Origin of the sequence: Paenibacillus sp. FSL M7-0802 (assembly GCF_038004945.1) — a bacterium.
Classification (GTDB): domain Bacteria; phylum Bacillota; class Bacilli; order Paenibacillales; family Paenibacillaceae; genus Paenibacillus; species Paenibacillus polymyxa_B.
On record NZ_JBBOSD010000001.1, the window covers coordinates 5,539,464 to 5,562,550 of the forward strand.

Annotated in this window: 25 protein-coding genes and 1 riboswitch; of the genes, 22 read left to right on the forward strand and 3 right to left on the reverse strand. The window is 45.1% G+C overall.

Translation table 11 applies throughout. The features are described 5' to 3' along the window. The first annotated feature begins 14 nt into the window (after positions 1–14). The 21 genes from MHB54_RS25370 to MHB54_RS25470 all read left to right on the forward strand — a co-directional run bounded on the left by MHB54_RS25370 (position 15) and on the right by MHB54_RS25470 (position 20,084). A complete protein-coding gene (locus tag MHB54_RS25370) occupies positions 15–353 on the forward strand; it encodes a cyclic-phosphate processing receiver domain-containing protein (RefSeq protein WP_264453691.1) in 339 nt (112 codons plus the stop codon). Further along, entirely contained in the window at positions 350–664 is a 315-nt protein-coding gene (locus tag MHB54_RS25375) for a thioredoxin family protein (RefSeq protein ID WP_023988994.1), read from the forward strand. Before MHB54_RS25370 ends, MHB54_RS25375 begins: the two co-directional genes overlap by 4 nt. Continuing rightward, the gene (locus MHB54_RS25380; RefSeq protein ID WP_023988993.1) at positions 661–1,434 is read left to right on the forward strand and encodes an ABC transporter ATP-binding protein; all 774 of its coding nucleotides are present in this window, start codon (positions 661–663) and stop codon (positions 1,432–1,434) included. Before MHB54_RS25375 ends, MHB54_RS25380 begins: the two co-directional genes overlap by 4 nt. A 22-nt stretch (positions 1,435–1,456) precedes the next feature. Next, entirely contained in the window at positions 1,457–2,515 is a 1,059-nt protein-coding gene (locus tag MHB54_RS25385) for an SAM-dependent methyltransferase (protein WP_053326575.1), read from the forward strand. Between the two features lie 181 nt (positions 2,516–2,696). Then, positions 2,697–4,190, forward strand: a complete 1,494-nt coding sequence (locus MHB54_RS25390; protein ID WP_080751676.1) for a serine/threonine-protein kinase — start codon at positions 2,697–2,699, stop codon at positions 4,188–4,190. A gap of 39 nt (positions 4,191–4,229) precedes the next feature. Beyond that, positions 4,230–5,216 carry an SAF domain-containing protein gene (locus tag MHB54_RS25395; RefSeq protein WP_023988990.1) on the forward strand — a complete coding sequence of 329 codons (987 nt, stop codon included), beginning with the start codon at positions 4,230–4,232 and terminating at the stop codon, positions 5,214–5,216. A gap of 22 nt (positions 5,217–5,238) precedes the next feature. Continuing rightward, complete coding sequence (locus MHB54_RS25400) at positions 5,239–5,952, forward strand: hypothetical protein (protein ID WP_023988989.1); 714 nt, start codon at positions 5,239–5,241, stop codon at positions 5,950–5,952. Continuing rightward, complete coding sequence (locus MHB54_RS25405; protein WP_023988988.1) at positions 5,949–6,806, forward strand: hypothetical protein; 858 nt, start codon at positions 5,949–5,951, stop codon at positions 6,804–6,806. The genes MHB54_RS25400 and MHB54_RS25405 overlap by 4 nt, the downstream gene beginning before the upstream one ends. Then, positions 6,807–8,642, forward strand: coding sequence for an ATPase, T2SS/T4P/T4SS family (locus tag MHB54_RS25410; RefSeq protein WP_053325607.1), 1,836 nt, complete (start codon positions 6,807–6,809; stop codon positions 8,640–8,642). Then, positions 8,632–10,716, forward strand: coding sequence for a hypothetical protein (locus MHB54_RS25415; protein WP_071558655.1), 2,085 nt, complete (start codon positions 8,632–8,634; stop codon positions 10,714–10,716). Before MHB54_RS25410 ends, MHB54_RS25415 begins: the two co-directional genes overlap by 11 nt. 51 nt (positions 10,717–10,767) lie before the next feature. Next, positions 10,768–11,247: a hypothetical protein gene (locus tag MHB54_RS25420; RefSeq protein ID WP_023988985.1), complete on the forward strand. Its 480-nt coding sequence runs from the start codon at positions 10,768–10,770 to the stop codon at positions 11,245–11,247. 40 nt (positions 11,248–11,287) lie between these two features. Then, the gene (locus MHB54_RS25425) at positions 11,288–11,683 is read left to right on the forward strand and encodes a hypothetical protein (protein ID WP_071558656.1); all 396 of its coding nucleotides are present in this window, start codon (positions 11,288–11,290) and stop codon (positions 11,681–11,683) included. Position 11,684: 1 nt separating this feature from the next. Continuing rightward, on the forward strand, positions 11,685–12,239 hold the full coding sequence (locus MHB54_RS25430) for a hypothetical protein (protein WP_028541716.1): 555 nt from the start codon (positions 11,685–11,687) through the stop codon (positions 12,237–12,239). Then, positions 12,226–13,215 (forward strand): hypothetical protein, encoded by a 990-nt coding sequence (locus MHB54_RS25435; RefSeq protein WP_053325603.1) that lies wholly within the window; start codon positions 12,226–12,228, stop codon positions 13,213–13,215. Before MHB54_RS25430 ends, MHB54_RS25435 begins: the two co-directional genes overlap by 14 nt. A 183-nt stretch (positions 13,216–13,398) precedes the next feature. Beyond that, the gene (locus MHB54_RS25440; protein ID WP_023988981.1) at positions 13,399–14,952 is read left to right on the forward strand and encodes an ABC-F family ATP-binding cassette domain-containing protein; all 1,554 of its coding nucleotides are present in this window, start codon (positions 13,399–13,401) and stop codon (positions 14,950–14,952) included. Between the two features lie 93 nt (positions 14,953–15,045). Then, positions 15,046–15,154: riboswitch (TPP riboswitch) on the forward strand. A gap of 264 nt (positions 15,155–15,418) precedes the next feature. Further along, on the forward strand, positions 15,419–16,012 hold the full coding sequence (locus MHB54_RS25445) for a thiamine phosphate synthase (RefSeq protein ID WP_081391172.1): 594 nt from the start codon (positions 15,419–15,421) through the stop codon (positions 16,010–16,012). 64 nt (positions 16,013–16,076) lie between these two features. Next, positions 16,077–17,225 carry a glycine oxidase ThiO gene (thiO, locus tag MHB54_RS25450; protein ID WP_071558660.1) on the forward strand — a complete coding sequence of 383 codons (1,149 nt, stop codon included), beginning with the start codon at positions 16,077–16,079 and terminating at the stop codon, positions 17,223–17,225. Next, complete coding sequence (gene thiS, locus MHB54_RS25455) at positions 17,222–17,425, forward strand: sulfur carrier protein ThiS (protein ID WP_013310519.1); 204 nt, start codon at positions 17,222–17,224, stop codon at positions 17,423–17,425. Before thiO ends, thiS begins: the two co-directional genes overlap by 4 nt. 2 nt (positions 17,426–17,427) lie before the next feature. Then, entirely contained in the window at positions 17,428–18,195 is a 768-nt protein-coding gene (locus MHB54_RS25460) for a thiazole synthase (RefSeq protein ID WP_023988978.1), read from the forward strand. After that, positions 18,192–19,253: a ThiF family adenylyltransferase gene (locus MHB54_RS25465; RefSeq protein ID WP_264453693.1), complete on the forward strand. Its 1,062-nt coding sequence runs from the start codon at positions 18,192–18,194 to the stop codon at positions 19,251–19,253. Before MHB54_RS25460 ends, MHB54_RS25465 begins: the two co-directional genes overlap by 4 nt. Before the next feature lie 138 nt (positions 19,254–19,391). After that, positions 19,392–20,084 (forward strand): response regulator transcription factor, encoded by a 693-nt coding sequence (locus MHB54_RS25470; protein ID WP_023988976.1) that lies wholly within the window; start codon positions 19,392–19,394, stop codon positions 20,082–20,084. Positions 20,085–20,142: 58 nt separating this feature from the next. Here the strand turns inward: MHB54_RS25470 and MHB54_RS25475 are convergent, their stop codons facing one another. Both MHB54_RS25475 and MHB54_RS25480 read right to left on the reverse strand, forming a co-directional pair. Further along, a complete protein-coding gene (locus MHB54_RS25475) occupies positions 20,143–20,640 on the reverse strand; it encodes a C40 family peptidase (protein WP_023988975.1) in 498 nt (165 codons plus the stop codon). 280 nt (positions 20,641–20,920) lie between these two features. Further along, positions 20,921–21,562 (reverse strand): thiamine diphosphokinase, encoded by a 642-nt coding sequence (locus tag MHB54_RS25480; RefSeq protein ID WP_264453694.1) that lies wholly within the window; start codon positions 21,560–21,562, stop codon positions 20,921–20,923. Between the two features lie 148 nt (positions 21,563–21,710). Here MHB54_RS25480 and MHB54_RS25485 point away from each other — a divergent pair, with 148 nt between their 5' ends. Then, on the forward strand, positions 21,711–22,175 hold the full coding sequence (locus MHB54_RS25485) for a low molecular weight protein-tyrosine-phosphatase (RefSeq protein ID WP_023988973.1): 465 nt from the start codon (positions 21,711–21,713) through the stop codon (positions 22,173–22,175). A 144-nt stretch (positions 22,176–22,319) separates the two neighbouring features. Here MHB54_RS25485 and MHB54_RS25490 read toward each other — a convergent pair whose 3' ends face one another. Next, positions 22,320–23,054: an alpha/beta hydrolase gene (locus MHB54_RS25490; RefSeq protein WP_023988972.1), complete on the reverse strand. Its 735-nt coding sequence runs from the start codon at positions 23,052–23,054 to the stop codon at positions 22,320–22,322. Positions 23,055–23,087: the final 33 nt, after the last annotated feature.

Sequence of the window (23,087 nt, forward strand, 5' to 3'; positions counted from 1 at the left end):
AGGAGGAGAAGTTGATGTATTTGTTTATGGACGATTATCGGCCTTGTCCTCCGGGCTTTAAGCTGGCAAGAGATGCGGATGAGTGTCTGCTGCTACTTCATGAATACCCTATTTCAATACTATCGCTAGATTATGATTTGGGTCCAGGTCAGCCTACGGGAAAGGATGTGGCTGCTGCTATCGCAGGGAAACGGTTATATCCACTTGAAATTTACTTGCATTCCTCCAGTCCAGAGGGGCGGCGAGCCATGTACGAGCTACTCTATGCGAATAAGCCAGAGGGAGTCACCGTGCATAACGGGCCCATACCAGAGGAACGTATGCGAGAGATCAGAAAAGGGTCTGAACGATGAAAGAGATCGGACAAAAAGAGGTGCGCCGTGCCATATGGGAGGGATGCAAGCTGGCTTTGTTTGTGTACACTCCCATGTGTGGAACATGCGCGGCTGCCCGTAAAATGCTGGAGGTAGCAGAGTATTTGCTCCCTGAAGAAGCAGTGGTGCAGAGCAACATTAACTATATTCCTGAACTGGTACAGGAGTACCGGATATCCAGTGTTCCAGCGCTTCTTATATATAATGGTGAAAACAAAAATCCTGAAATCATCTACAAAATGGAATCTGTAGAACACTTGCTGAGCAAAATAAGGAGCGTGATGGAATGATATCCATGAAGAGCATTACGTTGCAGCGGGAAGAAAGACGGATTTTGGACGATGTAAGCCTGGACATACGAGAAGGTGAACATTGGGCTATTCTGGGTCGCAATGGTTCCGGTAAAACAACATTGCTGGAAATGATGACAGGGTATATGTTTCCAAGTCGTGGTACGGTTGAAGTCCTTGGGCAAATGTATGGTCAATGTGATGTGCGGGAAGTTCGCAAACAAATCGGATATATCAGCCAGACTTTGTTGGAAAAGCTGGCGCTAAAAGATCCCGTTTGGGAAGTGGTCGCTACAGGTGCGTATGCTTTTTTGCGCTTTTATCAGGAAATTCCGACAGAGGCAAAAGAAAAGGCCATATCTTTGCTGGAGGGTATGAATTTAGGCGACTTGATTCATCACCCGCTGGGGACGTTATCTCAAGGAGAACGTAAAAAGGTGATGCTGGCCCGCTCACTGATGGCAGAACCTCGTCTGCTAATTATGGACGAGCCTTGTGCCGGGTTGGATCTATTTGAGCGGGAAAAAATGCTGGTCGAGATTGATCGGCTCCGCAAGCGGGAGTTATCAGTGGTCTATGTGACTCATCACATTGAGGAGATTGTCCCCCTCTTTACGCATGTTGCATTGATTCGTGATGGTAAGGTCGCAGCAGCTGGCCCGAAAAAGGAAGTTTTAACGAAAGAATTGATTATGCACACATATGAAGTTCCGGTTGAGCTGGATTGGGATGGAGAACGCCCCTGGATTCGGGTGTGCACTGGAGGGTAATGTTATTTTGGAGGAACTATATATCAGTACAGATGAACAAAGTGAATCTACTTTGTCATCATCAAGATTTGTTTGTACAGCCAATCACGGTTTTGCACCCTATGCTCAAGAGGAGCTTAGAAGAATATTTGGCTCTGTTAAAAGCACGATGCTTTTACCTGGTGAAATTTTTCTGGCTACACTACCTGCGGAAGAAATTGAGGCAGTGAGGACAATTACAGGTCAGCCGCCGATGTTTTTACGTCACTTATTTCCTGTTCATTTTCAGGAAGAAGGAACGGACCTGGTTCAGGTACAGGAGCGTCTGGTTGCATTCATCCGTAACCGCAAGGAACTGATGGATCAACGTGTTTCTTTACAAGTGCGCAAAGGATCTAATAGCAGTTGGATTGAAAGCGCAGGTGCGCTCAAGCAGGCTTTGAGTGAACAATTAAGTGATCTACCTATGGAGCAGACAGTACAAGGCGCCGATCTTATTGTGTCCGTTTTTGCAGATACAGATACGTGGTATGCAGGTGTATCGCGTCCTGAGGACAATCTATCGGATTGGAGCGGAGGAGCGGTTCGTTTTCGAAAAGAAGATGGACAAATTTCTCGTGCCAAATTCAAGCTATTGGAAGCAGAAGCAACGTTCGGCATAGATTTTGCCGCTTTCCATCAGGGACTGGATATTGGGGCAGCACCGGGTGGATGGACTTCCTTCTTACTGGAACGGGGACTGAAAGTTACAGCGGTTGATCCGGCAAAGATGGAGCCATCACTGATGAAGTACGCCAATCTGACTTTTTTGCGTAAAAATGCAAGTGAAGTCAAATTTAAAGAGAATTCGTTCGATCTGCTGGTTTGTGATATGAGCTGGAGTCCTAAGCAAATGGCAAGGCTCGTTACTGATTTACTATATAGTTTGCGAAGTGGTGGTACTGCTATCGTTACGGTCAAGCTAATGCATAAAAAGCCTTTGGCGCTCATTCATGATGTAATTGCTTCATTTGAAGAGTCCGGCATGCAGATTCAACGAGCTAAGCAGCTATTCCATAACCGAGATGAGATCACCCTGTACATGATCAAGTATGGAAAATAATACTTTACAATGGATACAGGTATGCTATATAATAAATCCAAATTGTTCCTTAAAAAATAATAATCACGTTTAAATCAAGGGAAAGCATCCCGCGAAAACGGTTTTCATGACGACATGGAAATTTGATTTTGCGGCAGCTTTCCCTTTTTTGCGTTGTCTGCTTGAGAAAGGTGGTAGGAGAATAATGAAGCAACCATCACAGTTGGAATTCGGATCAATTATCGGTGAGCGTTACCGTATTGTTCGCACATTGGGTTCGGGAGGAATGAGCCGCGTGTTCATGGCAGAGGATTTAAAACTGCCAGGCAAGCAATGGGCGGTGAAGGAGTCGGTTGCCGGGCCACAAGTGATGAAGCTTGTACGCACGGAGGCAGAGATGCTGATTTCGCTAAGCCATCCACGTTTACCGAGAATTGTTGATTTTTTTGAGCATCCTCCATCTGGTGCGGTATATCTGGTCATGGATTACATCGAAGGAATTACGCTGGAAGCATACATGAAGGACTACCAAGGCTATATTCCACAGGAGCAAATCGTCCCATTCGCTTTGCAGGTACTGGATGTGTTGGACTATTTGCATACCCGTCAACCGCCAGTCATTTACCGGGATCTGAAACCAACGAATATTATGCTGACACCGGAAATGGAATTTATACTGATTGATTTTGGAATAGCGAGGAGCTATAAGGCTGAGGTGGATCAAGATACGGTAAAGCTGGGCACAGTGGGCTTCGCTGCTCCGGAGCAATATGGAGCTGGTCAGACGGATGCTCGTTCAGACTTATACAGTTTGGGAGCGCTGCTATTGTATCTTTGTACAGGAGGCAAATATAGCGAGTGGACTGCGGGAGTAGAAGGGTATATTCGCGGAGAATTGCCCCGCCATTTGATCCCAGTGATTCGAAAACTGCTGCGTCAGCATCCTGAGGAACGATTTCAATCTGCCGGGGAGGTCATTGGAGAACTGCGGCACAGTGCTGATTTTCAGCCTGCTCAACAAGGAATATCCGTTAATGATGCCTCATTGGATTATGCAGGTACAAGGGTAGTGGCTGTACTGGGTGTATCTGCCGGCTCCGGTGCTACGCATACAGCAATTGCGGTGAGCCACTATCTGGCTCGAAGGTCCCGCTCCGTAGCTTTGGTTGAGCTGCACAGCACAGCCAAAGCATTTGCCCGACTTCAAGAAGTCGTAGAAGGCACATCTGTTGGACAATCGAGTTCAAGTCGGCGTTTTGAAGTCGATGGAGTACATTACTGGCGACAAACATCTCGTGCGGATGTCATTTCTTTGTTGGGTGGTTCCTATAGATTTATCGTACTGGACCTGGGGAGTGGGCAGGACAATGAACGACTGGAAGAATTCTTGAGAGCCGATTATCCGCTCGTCGTTGGCTCAGGGGCCGAATGGAGAGTTCAGGATATAGCAGGGTTAGCCCGATCTCTTCAGCGCCATCCACAGCACAAATGGAATTACTGCTTGCCATTGGCAACCTCGGAGGCGGCCCGCAGGCTTCGTAAGGAGCTGGATCACAATAAAGTATTTGCTCTACCGTTCCACTCAGACCCCTTCGAACCGGATGATGAGATGGATCAGGTGTTGGACGAACTGTTTCGCGGAGTCATTCCAGATACCCGGAGAAGACGCTTCGTATTCCTTAAGCGACGGCGCTAGATAGAAGGTATATATCAAAAGAGGCAGGGGAGAAGTTGTGTGTCTAAGCTAAGAAAAAGCAGTAAACAAAAACTATACGCCGGTTGCATTGGCGCTGGGATTGTTGGCATTATCTTTGCCGGCTACCTTATGGTTAATATCCATCAAATGAATGAGGTCAGGAAACAGGCTGAGGTAGAGGCAGAACTGAAATGGAAAGTGTATGAACAGGAGCAACGAACCGCGAAAAAAGGCTGGGTGGTTGTCCGTGACATTTCTCCAGGTGAACAGATTGCATCTAATGATTTGAAGGGAATTAAAGTTCCCGGTTCTCAGGCTCCATCAAATTTGCTGGCAGATAAAAGTGAAGTTTCCGGAACCACAGCCAAGATTGAGCTTAAAAAAGGATCTGTGCTTACATCGGCTATGATAACTGCTGATGAACCCACACCTAAAGATTTACGCAACCGTGAGCTAAAGGTGGTGGTACTACCCAACAGCCTGAAGTCGGGGGACGAAGTGGATATTCGCATTCAATTTCCAACAGGTCAGGATTACATTCTATTATCTAAAAAGAAGATTTCCCGACTGGAAGGTCCAATTGTCTGGGTCACTTTGAATGAGCAGGAAATATTATCGCTTTCGAGCGCGATTGTTGATGCCTATCTGCATAAAGCATCCATTTATGCTCTGACATATGTCGATCCCCAATTTCAGCCCAAAGCAATCCCGACCTATCCGCCTAATGCGCAGGTGTTAGCGTTAATGAATAGTGATCCAAATTTGATACACATTGCTGAACAAAAGCTGTCCAAGCAGCTGCGGGATTCCCTTGAAAATGCAATTAATTCATCAAACAGTGTGATTTCAACACCTGTGGAAAGGAGTCTGAGTGAGGAAATTGCAGCTCAGCATGCGGGTGCTACTATAGAAAACCCAGCAAGCGGAATTGATGATACAAGAAATGAATATGAGAACGAGCAGGATCATCAAGAACAAACAAAGATTCTGACGCAGGACGGAAGCTCTGATCCGTATGCCAAATAAATGAGAGAAAAGGAACGGAAGTATGAAAACATGGATATTTGCCGGGCTTTGTGACAAAAGCGATACCTTGTTATACATCAGCAGCATATTAGCAGCTTCCGGCCAACAGGTACTGCTTGTGGATGCTACGCTGCGGGGACGGTATCGGTATAGCATAGGGATGCTTGACAAACCACTTCCCATTACGCAGTTTAGTGGTTTTGATGTAGCAATTGGATTTACAGCATGGGAAGACCTGCATATAGGTATGACGGCTGATCAGAAGGCAGAGCAGGCTTATGACATTGTTATTTTGGATGTAGAGTTACCTAATTTTTGCCCCATTTCTGTTTGGAAAAGGGCAGAACTCCGAGTTTGGGTCAGTGATTATAGCCGCATGCTAATGCATAACGGACAGAATTGGCTTGAGCATTTATTCAGTCAACCTGAATTTCCTAAAGATCTTGTATTTCACAAGCTTTTTTTACAGGCTGTGGATTGTGGTGTGGAGGAGCCGTACCTGTGGGAATACATGAACCATTTCCCAGCTTTTTGGCAGCAAGAGCCATATGTACTGCCATGGGATGAGGGGCTGCTTGCTCTGAAACTGGAAAATGAGCATAAAAAACAGCTACTACTAAAACCGCTATCCAGAACGTATAAGAAACAATTATGCCGTTGTATTGGGGAATGGATGAGTTGGGAATTAAAAGTGAGTCGTCGTGCGCTAAAGCGTGCGGAAAGGAGTAGAGCATGAGTACCATTTTGTTTTGGAGCCCCATTAAGGGGGCTAGTGGAAGTAGCTCTTTGGCGGCAGCAATAGCAATTACCATAGGCAATCTATATCGAGGAAGACTATTATTGACTCATTTGGGTCGTAAATATACCGGTATTGAATCAGGATTACCTATACAAGAGTATGGTATGGACGATCCAACCCTACAGCTTCAGGAAGGGGGCTGGGATGCTGCCGCACGTTTAGTTCTGCGAGGGACACTGTCTAAAGAAAATATTCGTAATTATACGACGCCTGTACTCGAACATACTTTGGATGTACTTGAGGGAACCTCCAGCTTTGGAGCTGCACCGCCGTTACTATCTCCAGGGCTTGTACGGGCAGTAATAGATACAGCGAATCAATATTATGATTTAACGCTGATTGATGCAGGAAGTGGAGCAGGGTGGGGGGCTGTACAGCATGAAGCATGTGCACGAGCCAAACTGGCCGTTCTTTCACTCACTCAGAATATGCGAGAGTTAGACGCTTATTTTGAATCTGTGTCTCCGTTATCTACCTATTCATCGTTACCCTTATTGATTGTACTTGGGAAATATGATGTGCATTCTCAAGTGAATGAAACGAATATTCGCAGGAGATATGGCTACAAAGGTGCTTTGTATACAGTCCCTTATAGCACCGGATTTATGGACGCATGGAACCGCAGGGATGTGATCGGCCATGTGCAGCGTGAGGTGCGAAGTGGAAAAGAGCAGCACCGCAAGCTTTTTATGCCCGTGAGATGGGCGCAGAGTATACGGCATATCAGCAAAGCTATTCTGGAGGCGGCAGAGTCCGATCTTCGGCTCAAGGCTTTGGAGAGGGGCGCTTAAATGCTGTCCGCTCAAATGATCAACGGATTGATTCTTACCTGTATAGTACTGATGTGCATCGTACTGATTATTGTTAAATACCGAGGGAATCTTCACTCGCGACATTCAACCCTTCGGGTAGAAAAAAAGAACGAAGATGCCACATTCGAAACATTAATAGAGTATATCAAAAATGCACTTCATGAACTAAGTCATAGCCAGATGGCGGATGCCGGATTGCATGAAGAGGAATATAGACGGCGTATCCATCAAAGGGCGGAACTACGCAGGGCGTTAAAGGACTGTGCCAATGGCAGCATGGGTGATAAACGTTTTGTTAAAAATCTGATGGCTGAGCTTCTGATTAACGGTTACGGCTTAAACGAGAAAATTGTCGATATTGTTATGCCATTCTCCCGACCTGAGTTGTTTAGCATACAGGATCAATTCGAAATTATATTTTACCAATACCAGCAGAAGTTTGGCGCTGATGCACTATCACGTTTACTGGATACTTATGACTTGGCCGAAATGAGGTATTCACAGCAAGGTGAAGAAGATGGAAGTTATCTCGTTACCGCAGAGGATATTCGTTATATCTATGACTGTGAGTACCGCCCTCTTTCCTTTTTGGAGAAAGTGGATATTATTGTCCAGCGGATTTATCAGCATTACAAAGGCTTTTCCGTCATTGATGATATTCGTGACCAGCGGATCGACGGTGTAAGTGGGGGCGTCAGTGGTATGCCGGAAGGTGGGATTCCTGCATCATCAGACTGGCCTTCGGATGGGTATGTATTTGAACAAACATCTGCGCCTACTGCCAATGGTTATGAGAGCGTATGGATCTTTTATAAAGGTAAAACTATCCATCTTTCGTTCCTTTCCTTCGGATCTGAGCGTGAACTTAAAAGGGTGTGCCAAAATATTTATAAATACAATTACCCGGGACAGCTTTCCGAAGCGAATGGTTATAAGGTCAACGAAATGAAGGATGGGTCACGGGTAGTGGTGGTGCGCCCTCCTTTCTCAGAATCGTGGGCTTTCTTTATCCGTAAATTCGATATTCAAAGTGCATCGCTGGAACAGTTAATTAAGGGGCAGAATGCTGATTTTCCAATCCAGCTACTTTCTTATTTAATGAAAGGCAGCCGGATTACTGCTATTACAGGCGCGCAGGGTTCAGGTAAGACAACGTTGTTAATGGCGATGGTCAAGCATATTTATGCTTCGTATACGCTTCGTGTTCAAGAAATGGCCTTTGAACTGCATCTACGCAGCATTTACAGTCGCCGTAACATTCTTACCTTTCGAGAAACGGACCATATTTCAGGACAACAAGGGCTTGACTTGCAGAAAAAAACAGATGGAACCGTTAATATCCTAGGCGAAGTAGCAAGTGATGAAGTAGCTGCTTGGATGATTCAAATGTCGCAGGTTGCCAGTCTGTTCACCATTTTTACTCATCATGCCAAAACATTTCGTGATCTCGTGTTTTCACTTCGTAATTCATTGCTCAAAACAGGAGTATTTCAGCATGAAGGCATCGCTGAGGAACAGGTAGTTCATGTCATTAACTTTGATGTGCATCTCAAACGTGATGCGGAAGGGCGACGCTACATCGAACGGATCACAGAATGTGTGCCGCGTGACCCGGATCATACGGATGCAGGCTCCAATGTTTCAACGAGCTATAGTTATCGCCACATTATGGAATATCGGAACGGAAGCTATATACCGATGGAGCCCCTTACTGCCAAAAGTGCAAAAGAAATGTGTGAGCAGATGAATGTAAAGGATGCCAGAGATTTCCGCAGTTTTTTGACCCGCTATTGGGAGGAAGACTATGAGTCTTAAAGAAATTTTATTATGGATTTTACTAATATCAGGTGGGGGCTTTGCGCTTCTATATATAGTTTTGTGGGGGTTGCGTAAGCGAAGTAGTCATGCAGTTCGCAGAGGACGAATTCATTCTGTTCAGGAAGGTCGCAAAGGAAAAGCGGTACTTCAACGTGAGCTGCAAGCCTTACTGCATAAGTTGTACACGCTGTGTATGAAGGTGCCTTTTTTATCTGGATACATCACAAGTGTACGTAAGCGACTAGCTGGTCAGCATGCCTACGATGAGTACAAGCTTCGCCTACAGACCATGAAGATGACGCTGTTCATCTGGGGGGCTTTTACTTGCAGTGGCGTTGTGCTGGTCATGATGAAGCCAGGAATAGAGTTTGCTATATTGGCTGTTTTATGCGGAGTGGTAATCAACAGTCTTATTTTGGATATGGCCATTAGCCGGATGGAAAAAAGGCTACTTGCACAGATGATCGAATTATTCGCCAATGTACGTCATTATTACCATCAGCACGGTATGGTGGAGGAAGCCATATCCGAAGCGGCCGATTTAGCGGAGGCAGAGGCTGGGAGACACGCACGACTCATCCATGAGGCGCTAACAGATGTTGATCCGCACGAAGCATTGGAAAGATACTATGAGTCGGCTCCTAATCGATTTTTAAAAGCTTTTGCCGGTATCTCATATATGGTAATGGAGTTTGGTGACCGGGTTGATGAGGGGGGCTCCATTTATTTGAAGGGGCTCGGCAGTCTCGCACGCGAAATCCAGTTGGAGTTGCTGCGAAGAAATAAACTGGACTATCTGTTAAAAAGTCTAAACGTGATCGCACTGGCACCTGTTTTCTTTACGACCCCAATCGAGACATGGGCGAGATCCAGCTTTCCATCCATGGATGAGTTTTATCAGGGAAAATTGGGTTATATAACGAAATTGTCCGTTTATATTGTGATAATCGTATCTTATTTCCTGTTACAGAAACTGCAACAGACCGATGAGACAGGATATCGTGCGGGCAGAGGCCGGAGGGTTTGGGAGCAGAAGCTATACCGTTTTCCCATCATTCGTAATGTGGTGGATTCTTTAATTCCGCGTCAGCATATGTCTTCTTATTTCCAAATAACCCGTCTATTAAAGGAAAGTGGTGCGGAGGTTAAGCTGGAGTGGCTCTACATACGCAGAATGGCTCTTTTTATCGTAGGATTGGTGCTCAGCATCAGTACGATATTTTTTTTACATGAAGCTGAGAAAACGCATATCCTTCACGCCCCAGTACAATCAGGTCAAATGTTTGGACGTTTAAGTCCGGTGGAGCAAAAAGAAGCTTCGAAGCAGAGTGAGATTGATCGCAAAATCATGCATTCGCTGAACATGAGGGCGAACAGCACATACGAACAAACGTACGTTGTTTTAGAGCATAATGCTAATGGAACTGCTACTCCTGAACAGCTATCCACAAATACTCGGCGTATCCTCCAAAAGCTGAAAGATTGGAATGATGAATACATCAAGTGGTGGGAAGTACTGATTAGTTTGATTGTTGGGTATGTAGCCTATCAAATGCCTATGCTTTTATTATATTTGCAACGAAAAATGCGTCGGTTGGATATGAGGCATGAGGTGTATCAATTTCAAACGGTTATTTCCATTTTACGGGTTATGGAACGAATGTCTGTCGAGGAGATATTGGAGTGGCTGAACAGATTTTCAGTTATATTCAAAAGACCTCTGCAAAAATGTTTGCTTCATTATGAACACGGGCCAGAGGCAGCTCTCGACTTGCTAAAAGAAGAGGCACCTTTGCCGGAATTTCAACGTCTAGTGGACAAGCTCCATTTGTCTTTGGGTAAAATTACGATTCGAGAGGCCTTCGATGATTTGGAATCCTATATGTCCTACTATTTCGAACAAAGAAAACAGGAGTATGAAAAAATAATAGACAGCAAGGCTATCTGGGGGAGGATGATTGGTTTTGCCCCGATGTATGGTCTTATCTTTTTATATTTGGTGATTCCGTTGATCGGTATGAGCTTTGTTCAAATGGATAACTATTATGAGCAAATACAAAAAATTCAGTGAAAAAGTTCTATTATGACTAATACAAAATAACAAGCTAAGGAGAGAAAAATAATGAATAACGCATCAACAGCTTTAAAGGTAGCCGCTGGGATATTTTTGACCATCGCTCTAATTACGATTGTAGTTATACTGTTTATTTCAGCCCAGGAGGCGACTAAAACGGCACAAAACAATTTTGCTGATATCCAGACCGAATTGTCTCAGGCCTCTTTTACGGTATATGACGGCACAACGATTAGCGGTTCCCAGGTGACCAATGCGCTGCGGAAGTTTCAGGGGAAGGACCAATTCGGCATTCAGATTAAAACCGGCAAAAATATGGCAGGCCAGTGGTACGGTAATGCTCTGAACATTAGCCCAGACAGTGAACAGTATGGCGCCGTGAATGGCGGCAGTGATAAGACTGGGAAAATCACGAATACGCTTAATGAGAAAGAGAATGAATACGTAAATCCAAGTGGCAAATTCAAGGCTGAAATCGTCAAGGACAAATCGAACGTTGTCCGTGGATTGTTGTTTACCCAGTCCTAAGCACTACAGTAAAGATAATAATCATAAGGGGGATGAGAGTATGTCTGATCACGCTTCAAGCATGCTGCGGCTTGGTGTGTCAGTTATTCTGTTCATAACCGCATGTGTAACGGCAGCAGACTTGTCCAGCCAGCTGGATGGTGCACTGGAATTAAGATCACAGCAGGAAGAGCATTCTGAAGGGCGAATAGCCCGTACTGCTGGGGTGGGGTTGCCGGAACGGATAAAAGGAACTCAGGTAATGCAGGCAATTCGCATGAACTTACAGGAGGGGATTTCGATTCATGTCGACGGGACAGAGTACGATGCGTATTCTGAACCGTTTGAGCCTGATGTATCGACCTTGGATGCTTCTTCTTTATATTCCATATACCCACAGCGTAATGGGAATGGGGACATAACATCTGTACGTTTTGAGAAATTGGGGGAGGAATGAAGTGGTTCAAACAATATCCAAGCTGTTGGGGGCGCTGATCGCTGTATTGCTTTTGTACATCGTACCCGCAGCTCAAGCTGCTGAACGGCAGGAAGATATATCCGGGTTAAATACATATCATTCAACTGTACGTTTTGTTGATATGGTAAGAACCAAAGGTTACATTACACCGACGATGTATAACGATTTTATGCGTGATCTGGAATTGACAGGCAATATCTACAAAGTTGACTTGGAGCATATGCACAAAAAGTATGTACCGGACTATGCAGATGCCGCGAAGCCAGACAGTTTTCTGGGCAATTATGAAACTGTATATGATGGGTACTATAATCCGCAAATCTTACCTGTACTGTTTCCTGACAATCAGCAGCCAAAATCAGATCAGCCACGTCGGTATACCTTGATGGCCGGGGATTATTTTACGGTCCGGCTACATAATACGAATCGGACTCCTGCGGACTTGTACAAATCATGGCTTCTCGGTGGGGCAGATAGCGGAAAGCCGGCAGTTACAGCTTCTTACGGGGGCATGGTTCTGAATGAAGATTACTGATTTTGCAGTCATATTTATACTTTTGTTTTTGCCCTTTGGTGTAGTTAGTGACTTACGGGTCCAGAATCAGCGTGAAGTGCAGCAGCTAGAAATGAAATATACGTCGGCTCTCCGTACCGCAGTTCAGGATGCGGGGGTTATGCTCTCACAGAATGAACGTCAAGAACGCGAGGCCGGATACGGATCGGATAAGTTTTTTCGTGTAGATAAAGAAGCAGCGCTGCACACGTTCCTGCACACCCTTTTTCTTAATGTAGGCATTGATGGGGATATAGTAGCACAACGTGCATTATTGGATTACATACCAGCCATTGTAATTCTAGATTATGACGGTTATTATGCGTTCACTTCAGAAGCCTATACCGACGAGCATGGACAAGCTGCCATAGGTCCCAAATGGAGCGAAAAAAAGCCATATGCCTATGTTGATTCAGTAGGCAACAGTGTGGGGTTCACCTTGGATAATTATGTGCACGCATATGATGCGCGGAATCACAGGTGGGTGGAGGGCTTTCAAAAGGAACTTCAGGACCAGACCCCTATATCTTTACTGAATAATTCAGAAACTTTTGAGCAAATACGTCGTTCCACCATCGTTCGCAGCGTCCAAGAGGACCTGGCGCGAATTATTAATGTCCATAACGAAAAAGCTGCACGTAACGGCATAACTTATACGTTCACGCTACCGCTCATTCCGCAAGAGGAGTGGTACAACACAGTAGATGATGTGGGTCTGATCGCGTTTATCCAAGGCATTCCGGTCGGAGACAGGTATTACAATAACTATGGATTTGGTGGTGGGAGAGTCGTTAGAAAGCAAGACATTATAGGCGGCATAGAACCAGATACTGGGATGAAATATTTTTATAGAGATTCATGTCCAGCTCCCTTTAAAGCGAGTGAACGTTTTGCGGATGAAAAATCTGCAGCAGCTGCGGGATACTTTGAGTACAAATGTTATAATGGCTTAAAATAATCACCTTCATGGGTGGTTTTTCTTTTTTTAGGCAGATCCATATCAAAAACCTTAAAAATCGCTGTTTTCCATATTCCGATATGGTTGCAGAATGTGCTACAATAAAGCTTTGAAAGAAACGAAATGCATATGAAATAAGAACAGTCGGCAGCGCCGATGACAATAAGGAGCCAAAAACAGCTTATGAGTTTATTGACTGTAGAAAATGTATCTCACAACTTTGGGGACCGCGCATTATTTAAAAATGTTTCCTTTCGATTGCTTGCGGGGGAACGTGTAGGTTTGGTAGGAGCTAACGGTGTCGGTAAATCGACACTCATGAACATTCTGACTGGAAAATTGCTTAAGGATGAGGGTAAAGTGGAATGGACTCCACGTGTACGTTACGGCTATCTGGATCAGCATACCAAGCTGACACCGGGCAAAACGGTACGTGATGTTTTGAAAGACGCTTTTCTTCCTTTGTTGGAATTGGAAAAGGAAATGATGCAGATTACTGACAAAATGGGGGATGCTTCTCCTGAAGAGTTGGAAGTGCTGCTGGAACAGATGGGTGAAATTCAGGAGCAACTGGATATGGGGGATTTTTACCTCATTGATGTGAAGGTTGAAGAAATGGCGAATGGACTAGGTCTGTCGGCCATAGGACTGGACCGGGATGTATCTGCACTTAGCGGTGGGCAACGGACAAAGGTGCTTCTTGCTAAGTTGCTGTTGGAAAAGCCAAATGTCCTGCTGCTGGATGAGCCTACCAACTATTTGGATGTAGAGCATATTGAATGGCTTACGCGCTATTTGAAGGATTATCCCTATGCTTTTATTCTTATTTCACATGATACTGAGTTTATGAACCAGGTCGTTAATGTTATTTACCATCTTGAATTTGCCAAGATGACCCGTTATTCAGCTAACTATGAAAAGTTTCTTGAAATGGCGGATCTGAACAAAGCTCAGCATATTGATGCTTATGAGAAGCAACAGGACTTTATTAAGAAACAGGAAGATTTTATTCAGCGTAATAAAGCGCGTGCCTCTACATCAGGCCGAGCAAAGAGCCGTGAAAAGCAACTTGATCGGATCGAACGTATAGATAAGCCTGAAGAAGCTGCGAAGCCAACCTTTCAATTCAAAGAAGCACGTGCAAGCGGAAAGACGGTATTTGAGGGTATTGATTTTGAGATTGGTTATACGCATGCCCTTTTGCCTAAAATGTCCATGACGATTGAACGTGGCGAAAAGATTGCTATTGTTGGCTACAACGGTGTCGGTAAATCGACATTGCTCAAAACCATATTGGGAAAAATACCGCCAATCAGTGGAAAAACCTATCAAGGTGATTTTTTGCAGCCCGCTTATTTTGAGCAGGAAGTAAAGGCGGAGAAAATTACACCGATTGACGATGTGTGGAATGAATTCCCACATTTGAACCAGCATGAAGTACGAGCGCATTTGGCGCGTTGCGGTTTAAAGAATGAGCATATCACGCGTCCGCTATCTGCGCTCAGTGGTGGAGAACAGGCTAAAGTCCGTCTTTGCAAACTGTTAATGCGTGAAAGCAACTGGGTACTGTTCGATGAGCCTACCAACCACTTGGATGTTAAAGCTAAGGATGAGCTGAAACGTGCCTTGAAGGAATACAAAGGGACCGTATTGCTTGTATCTCACGAACCGGACTTTTACGAGGATTGGGTAACCAAAACGTGGAATGTGGAAGAGTGGTCAAGTAAAGTTAACTAACATCAACTAAATCCAATTCTGCATATTTCACACGAAGTGGGGTTTGCAGAATTAGGAAAATATGCTAAGCTATCTTTAGCTTATACAATAAAATAGTCACACTAGGGGAGCCGCCCATGCGGCTGAGACGGAATAAATGGATTTCGGACCCTTTGCACCTGATCTGGGTTATGCCAGCGTAGGGAAGTGAGCGCCGTACAAACAAGGCAACACCATCTTATTTTTGTTTGTGCGTGGGACGATACACGTATACGGATATCATTGTCCGTTCGATTATTGGACGTTCGTTAAACCACTTCCTTGGGGAAGTGGTTTTTTTGCGTTTCGTTCACTTTAAGTTGTTCGAGCTTCCGTAGACGATTCACATACAATCCTCTTTCATTACTGCTGGTAGACGTGACTGGCTAAGCTTAGATCTTTTAGTCCAATGTGAGGTGAAGACAAAATCGAATTACACGCAATTTCGATGGAAAAGGGCACTTTTGCACAAGCAGCCCAAGTGGCTGCTGTGATTTGTCCGTATGTTCATTATGTACACGCACGTTTAAAACAGAATGGTGCCTCTGCATTGCTATCTTTGACTCGCAGCATGGTGGAGCAGGGAGTTCCTTTGCAACAAATTGTAGTAAATGATCGTGTGGATGTAGCTTTACTTACTTTGGTTGGAGCCGTCCAGCTACCAGCTAATGGATTACCTGTAGCGGATGTGAAAAGCCTACTTCCAAAGGGTACACGCTGTGGAGTATCTGTGCATTCCTTGAAGGAGGCGCAGACTGCCGAGCGGGTAGGAGCGGACTATGTACTTTATGGTCACATATATGAGACCCATTGTAAGCCCGGTATTGTACCACGGGGTTTAGCTCAGCTTGAACATATTTGCAGGCTGTCGAACATTCCGGTGATCGCGCTGGGCGGCATACAACCGCACCATATCCCGGAGCTTTATAGGGCCGGAGCAAGCGGAATTGCGGTGATGTCTGGTATATGGGAGGCTGAGTCGCCCGTTGCAGCTGCGCTGGAATATAGGCGAATGGCAGATCTTGTAGTTCACGACCTGTAGCGAGAAAACGAGAGTAGAGGCAAGCTGAAAGCAGAATGGTTTATGGAGAGGAGACACGGAACAAATGCCAAAGATACACATAGAGGCAAGAGCGATAGGACACGCTGAATGCTTGGTCATAGGTGGAGGTGTCATCGGCAGTTCCATTGCTTATCATGTGGCCAAGGAGGGAAGAAGTACGATCATGCTGGAACGATTGATCCCGGGTGAGGGAGCCTCAGGAGCAGCGGTTGGAATGCTGGCAGCGGAAAGTGAAGAGTTCACCGACTCTGAGCTGGCACGATTTGCTCGCATAAGTCGAGACGCATTCCCTGAGCTTGTTTGTGATCTGGAGCGTTTGTCAGGTATTTCGGTGGAATTCCGTACAGAAGGATTTGTGACTCCTTTCCGTACGGAAACTGAAGGCCAAAAACGCTGGAAAGCTGCTAAAACGCGAGAGGATGATTGTCCTATCTGGTGGGATGCGAGGGAATTGGCCCGACGAATTCCAGGTTTGGATGAACAAGCGATCGGGGCAATATATCGTTCAAAGGAGACACAAGTGGCTCCTGTCCAGCTTTGCCATGCTTATGCAGGTGCTGCTGCGGTGCTGGGGGCAACGGTATGGTCTGGTACACAGGCAGAGCAACTGGTCATACAGAATGGTCGAGTTTGCGGTGTTCGAACAGATAGTGGCTTTTTTTCCTGCGATCAGGTCATTATTGCCGGAGGCTTGGATAGCATGAAATTGCTAGCGCAGGTTGGATTTGAATATCCACTTTATCCGGTCAAGGGTGAAGCGGTAGCGGTCTCCTTGAAGGATCACCCGTTAGAATACACCATTTATGCTGATGATATTTACCTCGTGCCTAAACAGAATAACGAGCTTTGGATTGGGGCAACGAGCCTTCCGCATCAATATGATGAAGAGGTGACCGTAGGAGGCTTGGAGGGGTTGCTGGCACGTGCCTCTGCTTGGCTGCCGCGCGTCCGTGAAGCTTCTTTTATACGCACTTGGGCGGGCTTACGTCCGCAGGCCGCATCAGGTCATCCTTTTATAGGCACTGTCCCTGGGGTCGAGGGCGTATATGCTGCCGTCGGGCATTATCGCAACGGTGTCCTGCTGAGTGATGCTACCGGGCGTGCGCTGGCAGCTATGCTTAATGGGGCTGGTGCAGCTGAACTTGGGATAAGTAGATTTTCTTCTGAGCTCCTCAAGGAGGAAAGCTTATGAAGCTGACGATTAACGGCCAGAGCCTGACCTTTTCTAATCGAATCACTCATGTGGATCAATTGCTACATGAGCTTGATGTAAAGGTGAAAACCGTAGTGGTAGAGCTGAATCGGCGTATATTGACCCGTGAAGATCATGATGAAGCGGTACTGAAGGATGGAGATTGCCTAGAGATTGTACATTTTGTGGGAGGCGGTTGATCATGTTAACCATTGGAAAAGCATCTTTTACCTCAAGGTTGTTGTTGGGAACAGGAAAATTCTCTGATCTAGATATCCAATCCCAAGCCGTAGAGGCTGCTGAGACGGAAATATTGACGTTTGCTGTACGGAGATTGAACTTGGAGGAACGGGATAAGCAGCATTTTCTCGATATGCTGGATTTGAGCCGATATACACTTCTTCCCAACACAGCAGGGGCTACAACAGCAGAGGAGGCCATTCGTATTGCCCAATTGGCAAAAGCCTCCGGCTTGTGCGATATGATTAAGGTGGAAGTCATTGGGGATAGCAAGACACTGCTGCCTGACCCTTTTGAAACGTTGAAGGCTAGTGAAAAGCTGTTAGAAGAAGGCTTTATCGTGCTGCCCTACATATCGGACGATGTGATTCTAGCCAAGAGGCTACAAGAGCTTGGAGTACACGCCGTTATGCCTGGAGCTTCACCGATTGGTACAGGACATGGTTTGCTCAATCCGTTTTCATTAGAACTAATTATTGAACAGGCGGAGGTTCCGGTTATTGTCGATGCGGGTATTCGCTCACCCGGTGACGCGGCAATGGCGATGCAGTTGGGGGCAGATGCTGTTTTGTTGAACACAGCCGTATCAGGAGCGAAGAACCCAGTAAAAATGGCTGAGGCTATGAAACTGGCTGTTCGTGCTGGAAGATATGGTTTTGAGGCGGGGATGATTCCTGTAAAACGTTACGCTTCAGCGAGCAGTCCGACAGAAGGCATGATTCAGGCATGAAGGTATCTGACAAATCCGGTGCAGGAGGAACACATCCAAGTGACCGTTATTCCAGACAAGAAAGATTCACACCCTTTGGACCGACAGGACAACGTCGGCTTGCTTCCTCTCACGTATTAATCATAGGTGTTGGAGCGCTAGGCACAGGTATTGCGGAAACACTTGTTCGCGGGGGCGTAGGTACAGTGAGCCTCGTAGACCGGGACTATGTGGAATGGAGCAATTTGCAGCGCCAACAGCTTTTTCAGGAAAGTGATGCTGCGCAAAGATGTCCCAAAGCAGTAGCTGCTCAGCGAAGATTAAAGGATATTAATTCGGAAACGGGTATACATGCACATGTACTGGATGTTAGGGTGGAAGAGCTGGAAGAGTTGATCCAGGGGGTAGATCTCATAATGGATGCAACCGATAATTTCGATACCCGACTTCTTATGAATGACATGGCACTAAAGCATCGGATTCCTTGGATTTATGGGGGATGTGTGGGCAGCTATGGTGTAACCTACACCATTTTACCGGGTCAAACGCCTTGTCTTCACTGTCTGCTGGGAACTGTGCCGTTTGGTGGTGAAACCTGTGATAGCGCCGGGATTATTCCGCAGGCCGTACAGATGGTCACGGCTAACCAAACTACGGAAGCTTTCAAACTTCTGGGTGGATATCCAGAAGATTTGAGAGGAAAGCTGCTTTCGTTTGATTTGTGGAAAAATGAGTATGTAGCGATAGCAGTAGATAGCGTTAAAAAGGAGAATTGTCCTTCTTGCGGCAACCAACCGACGTATCCCTACTTGTCGGCCTCTCATCGGCAGAAAACAGATGTTTTGTGCGGCAGGGATACCGTTCAAATTAGACCAGCAAACCCGACACATCTGAATCTTGCGGAAATAGCAGATAGATTTGCTTCTTTGGGAGAAGGAGAAGTAGAGCAGAATCCGTTTTTGGTTTCCTTTAGTACAAGCGAGCATCGCTTGGTTGTTTTTGCAGATGGCAGAGCGTTGATCCATGGGACAAAGGACGTGGCAAAAGCAAGAAGTCTGTATCATCGCTATTTGGGTTAAACCATAAAAGCAGAAAGCCATTCTTTGGAGAATGATTTTCTGCTTTTTTGTTACAATAATATTAATATGCTTTAATGGCTTATAACAAACTTGTTCGTATCCAATGTAATGCTATGTCCAAACCAGGTGGGTGAAAAGATGAGCCCGTTAATTTTACTTGTGGATGTAAATGAAGCGTCTCCCGTAATTGTTCTTCCATTGGAGCAGGCAGGTTATCAGGTGGTACATGTTAGCAATACATCGGATGCAAGCTCTTATGCAGCCCACAATCCGGTGAATTTGCTACTCCTGAACATAGGAGATGAACAGGCGGATACACAAGGCTTGATTCGCATTTTGCAGCAAAACCATCCTCATGTCCCGCTATTTGCAATGACTTCATCAGATGAGGAGGACCATATTGTTTCCTGCTTTGAACAAGGGGCACATGATGTGATCGTTCTTCCCTTTTATCCTAGAGTTTTTCAGGCAAGAGTGGCTAATTTATTGCGGATTTTTGGTATTGAACGTGATGTGAAAAGGGCGATCGAAGCGGGTGATTTACATATAGACAATGCAAGCAGAATGGTGAGCAGAGGGGGACAAAAGCTGGAACTAACTCCGAAAGAATTTGATCTTTTGCTTCATCTGGCGATACATCTTAACCAAGTTTGTAGCAGGCAGCAAATTCTGAAGGATGTTTGGAAACATGATTATATCGTTGATACGAACGTAGTAGACGTCTATATCAGACATTTGAGGGTTAAAGTAGATAAAGGGTATAAGTTTAAAATGATCCGTACGGAACGAGGTATTGGTTATTCACTCAGAACACCAACCGTATCAGAATAGCATAAGGTATATAAAAAAGCCGGAACTTTTCGTCCCGGCTCGCATATTTCAAAATGAGTTACAGCACGCGGCGTGCTTTAATGTATGTTCTTTTCCAGTTGCTGGAGTTCAAATCGGAGATGGTCACGCCAGGTCCGCCGTAAGTGTGTAAAATTTTCCCCCCGCCCATATAGACTGCTACGTGGGTAATGTTGCGTCCTGTGGCACGGCTACCGCTTGAAAAGAACACTAAGTCACCTTTTTTCAAATTGGACTTGGATACGGCATGTCCGACTTTAGACTGTTGAACAGAAGTACGTGGCAAATCCACTCCGTATTTCTTGAATATGTGCTTCATAAAAGAAGAACAGTCAAAATTACGTGTAGTGCTCGTGGAAGCTCCAAACTTATAAGGAGTTCCCATATATTTTTCACCGTAGTTAATTACTTTTTGGCCTACTGAAGTAGTAGTGGCAGCTTGTGCCGTATTTGTTCCCTCAATTGCAAAAGTACCAAAGCCGATAGTGGCTGCGACCCCTGCTATAATTACCTTTTTTATGATTTTATGCATATTCATGTTGTAAGTACCTCCAGAAATTGATTTGTGCAATATTTTGCTGAGTTGCTAACTAACTGACAGCGTTGAGTATAACAGTTTTGAAGCCGCCTAATAGTTGGAAAAGAACTCTCAAATGCTTGAGGGACAAGACTTACACAGCGTTTATTAAAAAACGATTAAAAATTACAATTTGTAAAAAATATATCGATTCATAGATCTCTATAAACGGAAAAACCCTTGTTAATCAAGGGTTTTGAGTGAAAGAACAATCTGAACAATGGTTACAACAATGTCATAATTAATCCTTGCTTTGAATAACGAGTAGTAGACCGCTTTTGATGGAAATCGTACCTTTTGAAGCCGTTAGCTTATTACTGACAGCACGCGATTGTCCCATTTTGAGGGTGGCATTATGTAGCGGATACATAAATCCTTCCAGTTGTATACCTGTTACTTCGGAAGTCATAGGAAGCAGCGATGTATATGTATAGCCCATAGGCTGGATCTCAAGCGTTGATCCGGTGAGCTTAATATAATTATGTGCGTCCATAATAGCGCAGCTAATATGATGCTGCATTGCGCGTACCAATATTTGAACATTAGCTAATGTGTGATCCATCCGGGTGCCAGTCACACCAAGCAACAATACATGATCTACGTGCTCGTCCATAGCGATTTCCAAAGCAAGCTCAGTATCTGTTAAGTCTTTAAGTACTGGATCACACGCAATCATACGTTGGCTTGCTAATTCTACCTTTTCTTTTTCCTCTGGTGTGATCGAATCAAAATCTCCTACAGAGACATGTGGTGTAATACCGTGTTCGATCAGGAAAAGAGCACCTTTATCTGCACCTATAATAAAATCATCGGGTTGTATTTGATGTAAATCTTCTTCATTAAGACGACCGCCTGAAAATACAATCGCTCGTTTTTTTGTCATAATCAACATCCTTTCTTTCTGATACGATCCTATATATACCATCGTTTTTAAGTATACCGCGTTAAATATGGCTTGCACAATTTTGGAGGACACGGATACAATGAAACAGAAAAAAGGAAGTGTAACGTGTAATAGGAAGGAGAACGAAATGATTAACGTTTTGTTTGTATGTTTGGGCAATATTTGCCGCTCTCCGATGGGGGAGGCGATACTGAGACATAAGGCGCAGGAACGGGGATTGGGTGCAGAAATCGGGGTAGACTCGGCCGGGACAGGCGACTGGCACATCGGAAATCCCCCGCATGAGGGAACACTAAAGCAACTTAAGCTGCATGGAATCAGCGAACAAGGCATACAGGCGAGGCAAGTAACGGGCCGCGATTTTGACGCGTTTGATTATATTGTGTGCATGGATGACTCCAATGAACAAAACATGCGTAAGATTGCAGGTGGGGCGGAGGCTGATATTCTAAAATTTATGGATTTGCTCCCTCAAGAAAAATTAAGAGAAGTACCCGACCCGTATTTTACAGGGAATTTTGAAGAGACCTATCGATTAATGGACGCAGGGTGCGACGCCTTGCTGGACAAGATCATAGAAGAAAAGCTATAATGTGAACGAAAGATGACGGCAATAATTGCCGTTTTTCGTTATACACTTTTGAAAGCGTAACCAAATTATGAAAAAGAGGAAGGAGCTTTATGACCTATTAGGTCAATGCTCTCATTCCCCTTAGTTACCTGGAAGAATATTTACTCAGGCGCGATCCAAAAAATACATTAGCGCGTCAGGCAACTCGTTTTGCCAAAAGCCCCACAAATGTTTGCCATCCTTTTCACGGTAAGAAACTTCAGCGTTCCGTTCGCGCAGCAAATCTGCACATTGACGGTTAAGCTCTACAAAGTTGTAAATGCCAGTATCACTCTCAAATGCATCTTCCTGAAGGCCAACTGTCATCCACACCCGCAAATGAGACAGATCTTTCTCACCGGCGATGATTTCCTGCGAAGCTTCATAGTAAGCACCTGAGAGGCTGATAATGCGGTTGAATAGCTGAGGATACATCAAAGCCAAATGCAGAGACACACTGCCTCCCAGTGAATCCCCCGCCAAAATGCGGGACGCTGCATCTTTTCTTATAGGATACTTTTGCTCTACATAGGGAATAATTTCTTCTGCAAAGCAGGCGGTATACGCCTCAAAACGATTGCCAAAGGGAGCATACTCCTGAGTTCTGATTTTGGTATTCACTTCCACTCCTACAATAATGAAGGGTTCGACGCCCTCATCTAGAATGAGGCGGTTGGCGTGAGTTGCAATGCGGCCAAAATTGAAAAATTCTTCTCCGTCCTGACAATATACGACCGGGTAGCTCAATATTTCATTATAGCCGGGCGGCAAATAAATCCGGAGAGTTCTGGTCTCGCCAAGAAAGCGGCTGTCTACTTCGTCTTTAAGGATGGTTCGTTTTAAATACCGAGAATCCGTCATTTTTCGTCACCTTTCTTGGGTATTATTTTGCAT

Bases quoted from the DNA above. Each gene is read 5' to 3' on its own strand.
- MHB54_RS25410 (WP_053325607.1), top strand. From the start codon at position 6,807: ATGCTGTCCGCTCAAATGATCAACGGATTGATTCTTACCTGTATAGTA.
- MHB54_RS25400 (WP_023988989.1), top strand. From the start codon at position 5,239: ATGAAAACATGGATATTTGCCGGGCTTTGTGACAAAAGCGATACCTTG.
- thiS (WP_013310519.1), top strand. From the start codon at position 17,222: ATGAAGCTGACGATTAACGGCCAGAGCCTGACCTTTTCTAATCGAATC.
- MHB54_RS25405 (WP_023988988.1), top strand. From the start codon at position 5,949: ATGAGTACCATTTTGTTTTGGAGCCCCATTAAGGGGGCTAGTGGAAGT.
- MHB54_RS25445 (WP_081391172.1), top strand. From the start codon at position 15,419: ATGGAAAAGGGCACTTTTGCACAAGCAGCCCAAGTGGCTGCTGTGATT.
- MHB54_RS25440 (WP_023988981.1), top strand. From the start codon at position 13,399: ATGAGTTTATTGACTGTAGAAAATGTATCTCACAACTTTGGGGACCGC.
- MHB54_RS25375 (WP_023988994.1), top strand. From the start codon at position 350: ATGAAAGAGATCGGACAAAAAGAGGTGCGCCGTGCCATATGGGAGGGA.
- MHB54_RS25435 (WP_053325603.1), top strand. From the start codon at position 12,226: ATGAAGATTACTGATTTTGCAGTCATATTTATACTTTTGTTTTTGCCC.
- MHB54_RS25490 (WP_023988972.1), bottom strand. From the start codon at position 23,054: ATGACGGATTCTCGGTATTTAAAACGAACCATCCTTAAAGACGAAGTA.
- MHB54_RS25460 (WP_023988978.1), top strand. From the start codon at position 17,428: ATGTTAACCATTGGAAAAGCATCTTTTACCTCAAGGTTGTTGTTGGGA.
- MHB54_RS25420 (WP_023988985.1), top strand. From the start codon at position 10,768: ATGAATAACGCATCAACAGCTTTAAAGGTAGCCGCTGGGATATTTTTG.
- thiO (WP_071558660.1), top strand. From the start codon at position 16,077: ATGCCAAAGATACACATAGAGGCAAGAGCGATAGGACACGCTGAATGC.
- MHB54_RS25425 (WP_071558656.1), top strand. From the start codon at position 11,288: ATGTCTGATCACGCTTCAAGCATGCTGCGGCTTGGTGTGTCAGTTATT.
- MHB54_RS25380 (WP_023988993.1), top strand. From the start codon at position 661: ATGATATCCATGAAGAGCATTACGTTGCAGCGGGAAGAAAGACGGATT.
- MHB54_RS25485 (WP_023988973.1), top strand. From the start codon at position 21,711: ATGATTAACGTTTTGTTTGTATGTTTGGGCAATATTTGCCGCTCTCCG.
- MHB54_RS25465 (WP_264453693.1), top strand. From the start codon at position 18,192: ATGAAGGTATCTGACAAATCCGGTGCAGGAGGAACACATCCAAGTGAC.
- MHB54_RS25480 (WP_264453694.1), bottom strand. From the start codon at position 21,562: ATGACAAAAAAACGAGCGATTGTATTTTCAGGCGGTCGTCTTAATGAA.
- MHB54_RS25370 (WP_264453691.1), top strand. From the start codon at position 15: ATGTATTTGTTTATGGACGATTATCGGCCTTGTCCTCCGGGCTTTAAG.
- MHB54_RS25415 (WP_071558655.1), top strand. From the start codon at position 8,632: ATGAGTCTTAAAGAAATTTTATTATGGATTTTACTAATATCAGGTGGG.
- MHB54_RS25470 (WP_023988976.1), top strand. From the start codon at position 19,392: ATGAGCCCGTTAATTTTACTTGTGGATGTAAATGAAGCGTCTCCCGTA.
- MHB54_RS25475 (WP_023988975.1), bottom strand. From the start codon at position 20,640: ATGAATATGCATAAAATCATAAAAAAGGTAATTATAGCAGGGGTCGCA.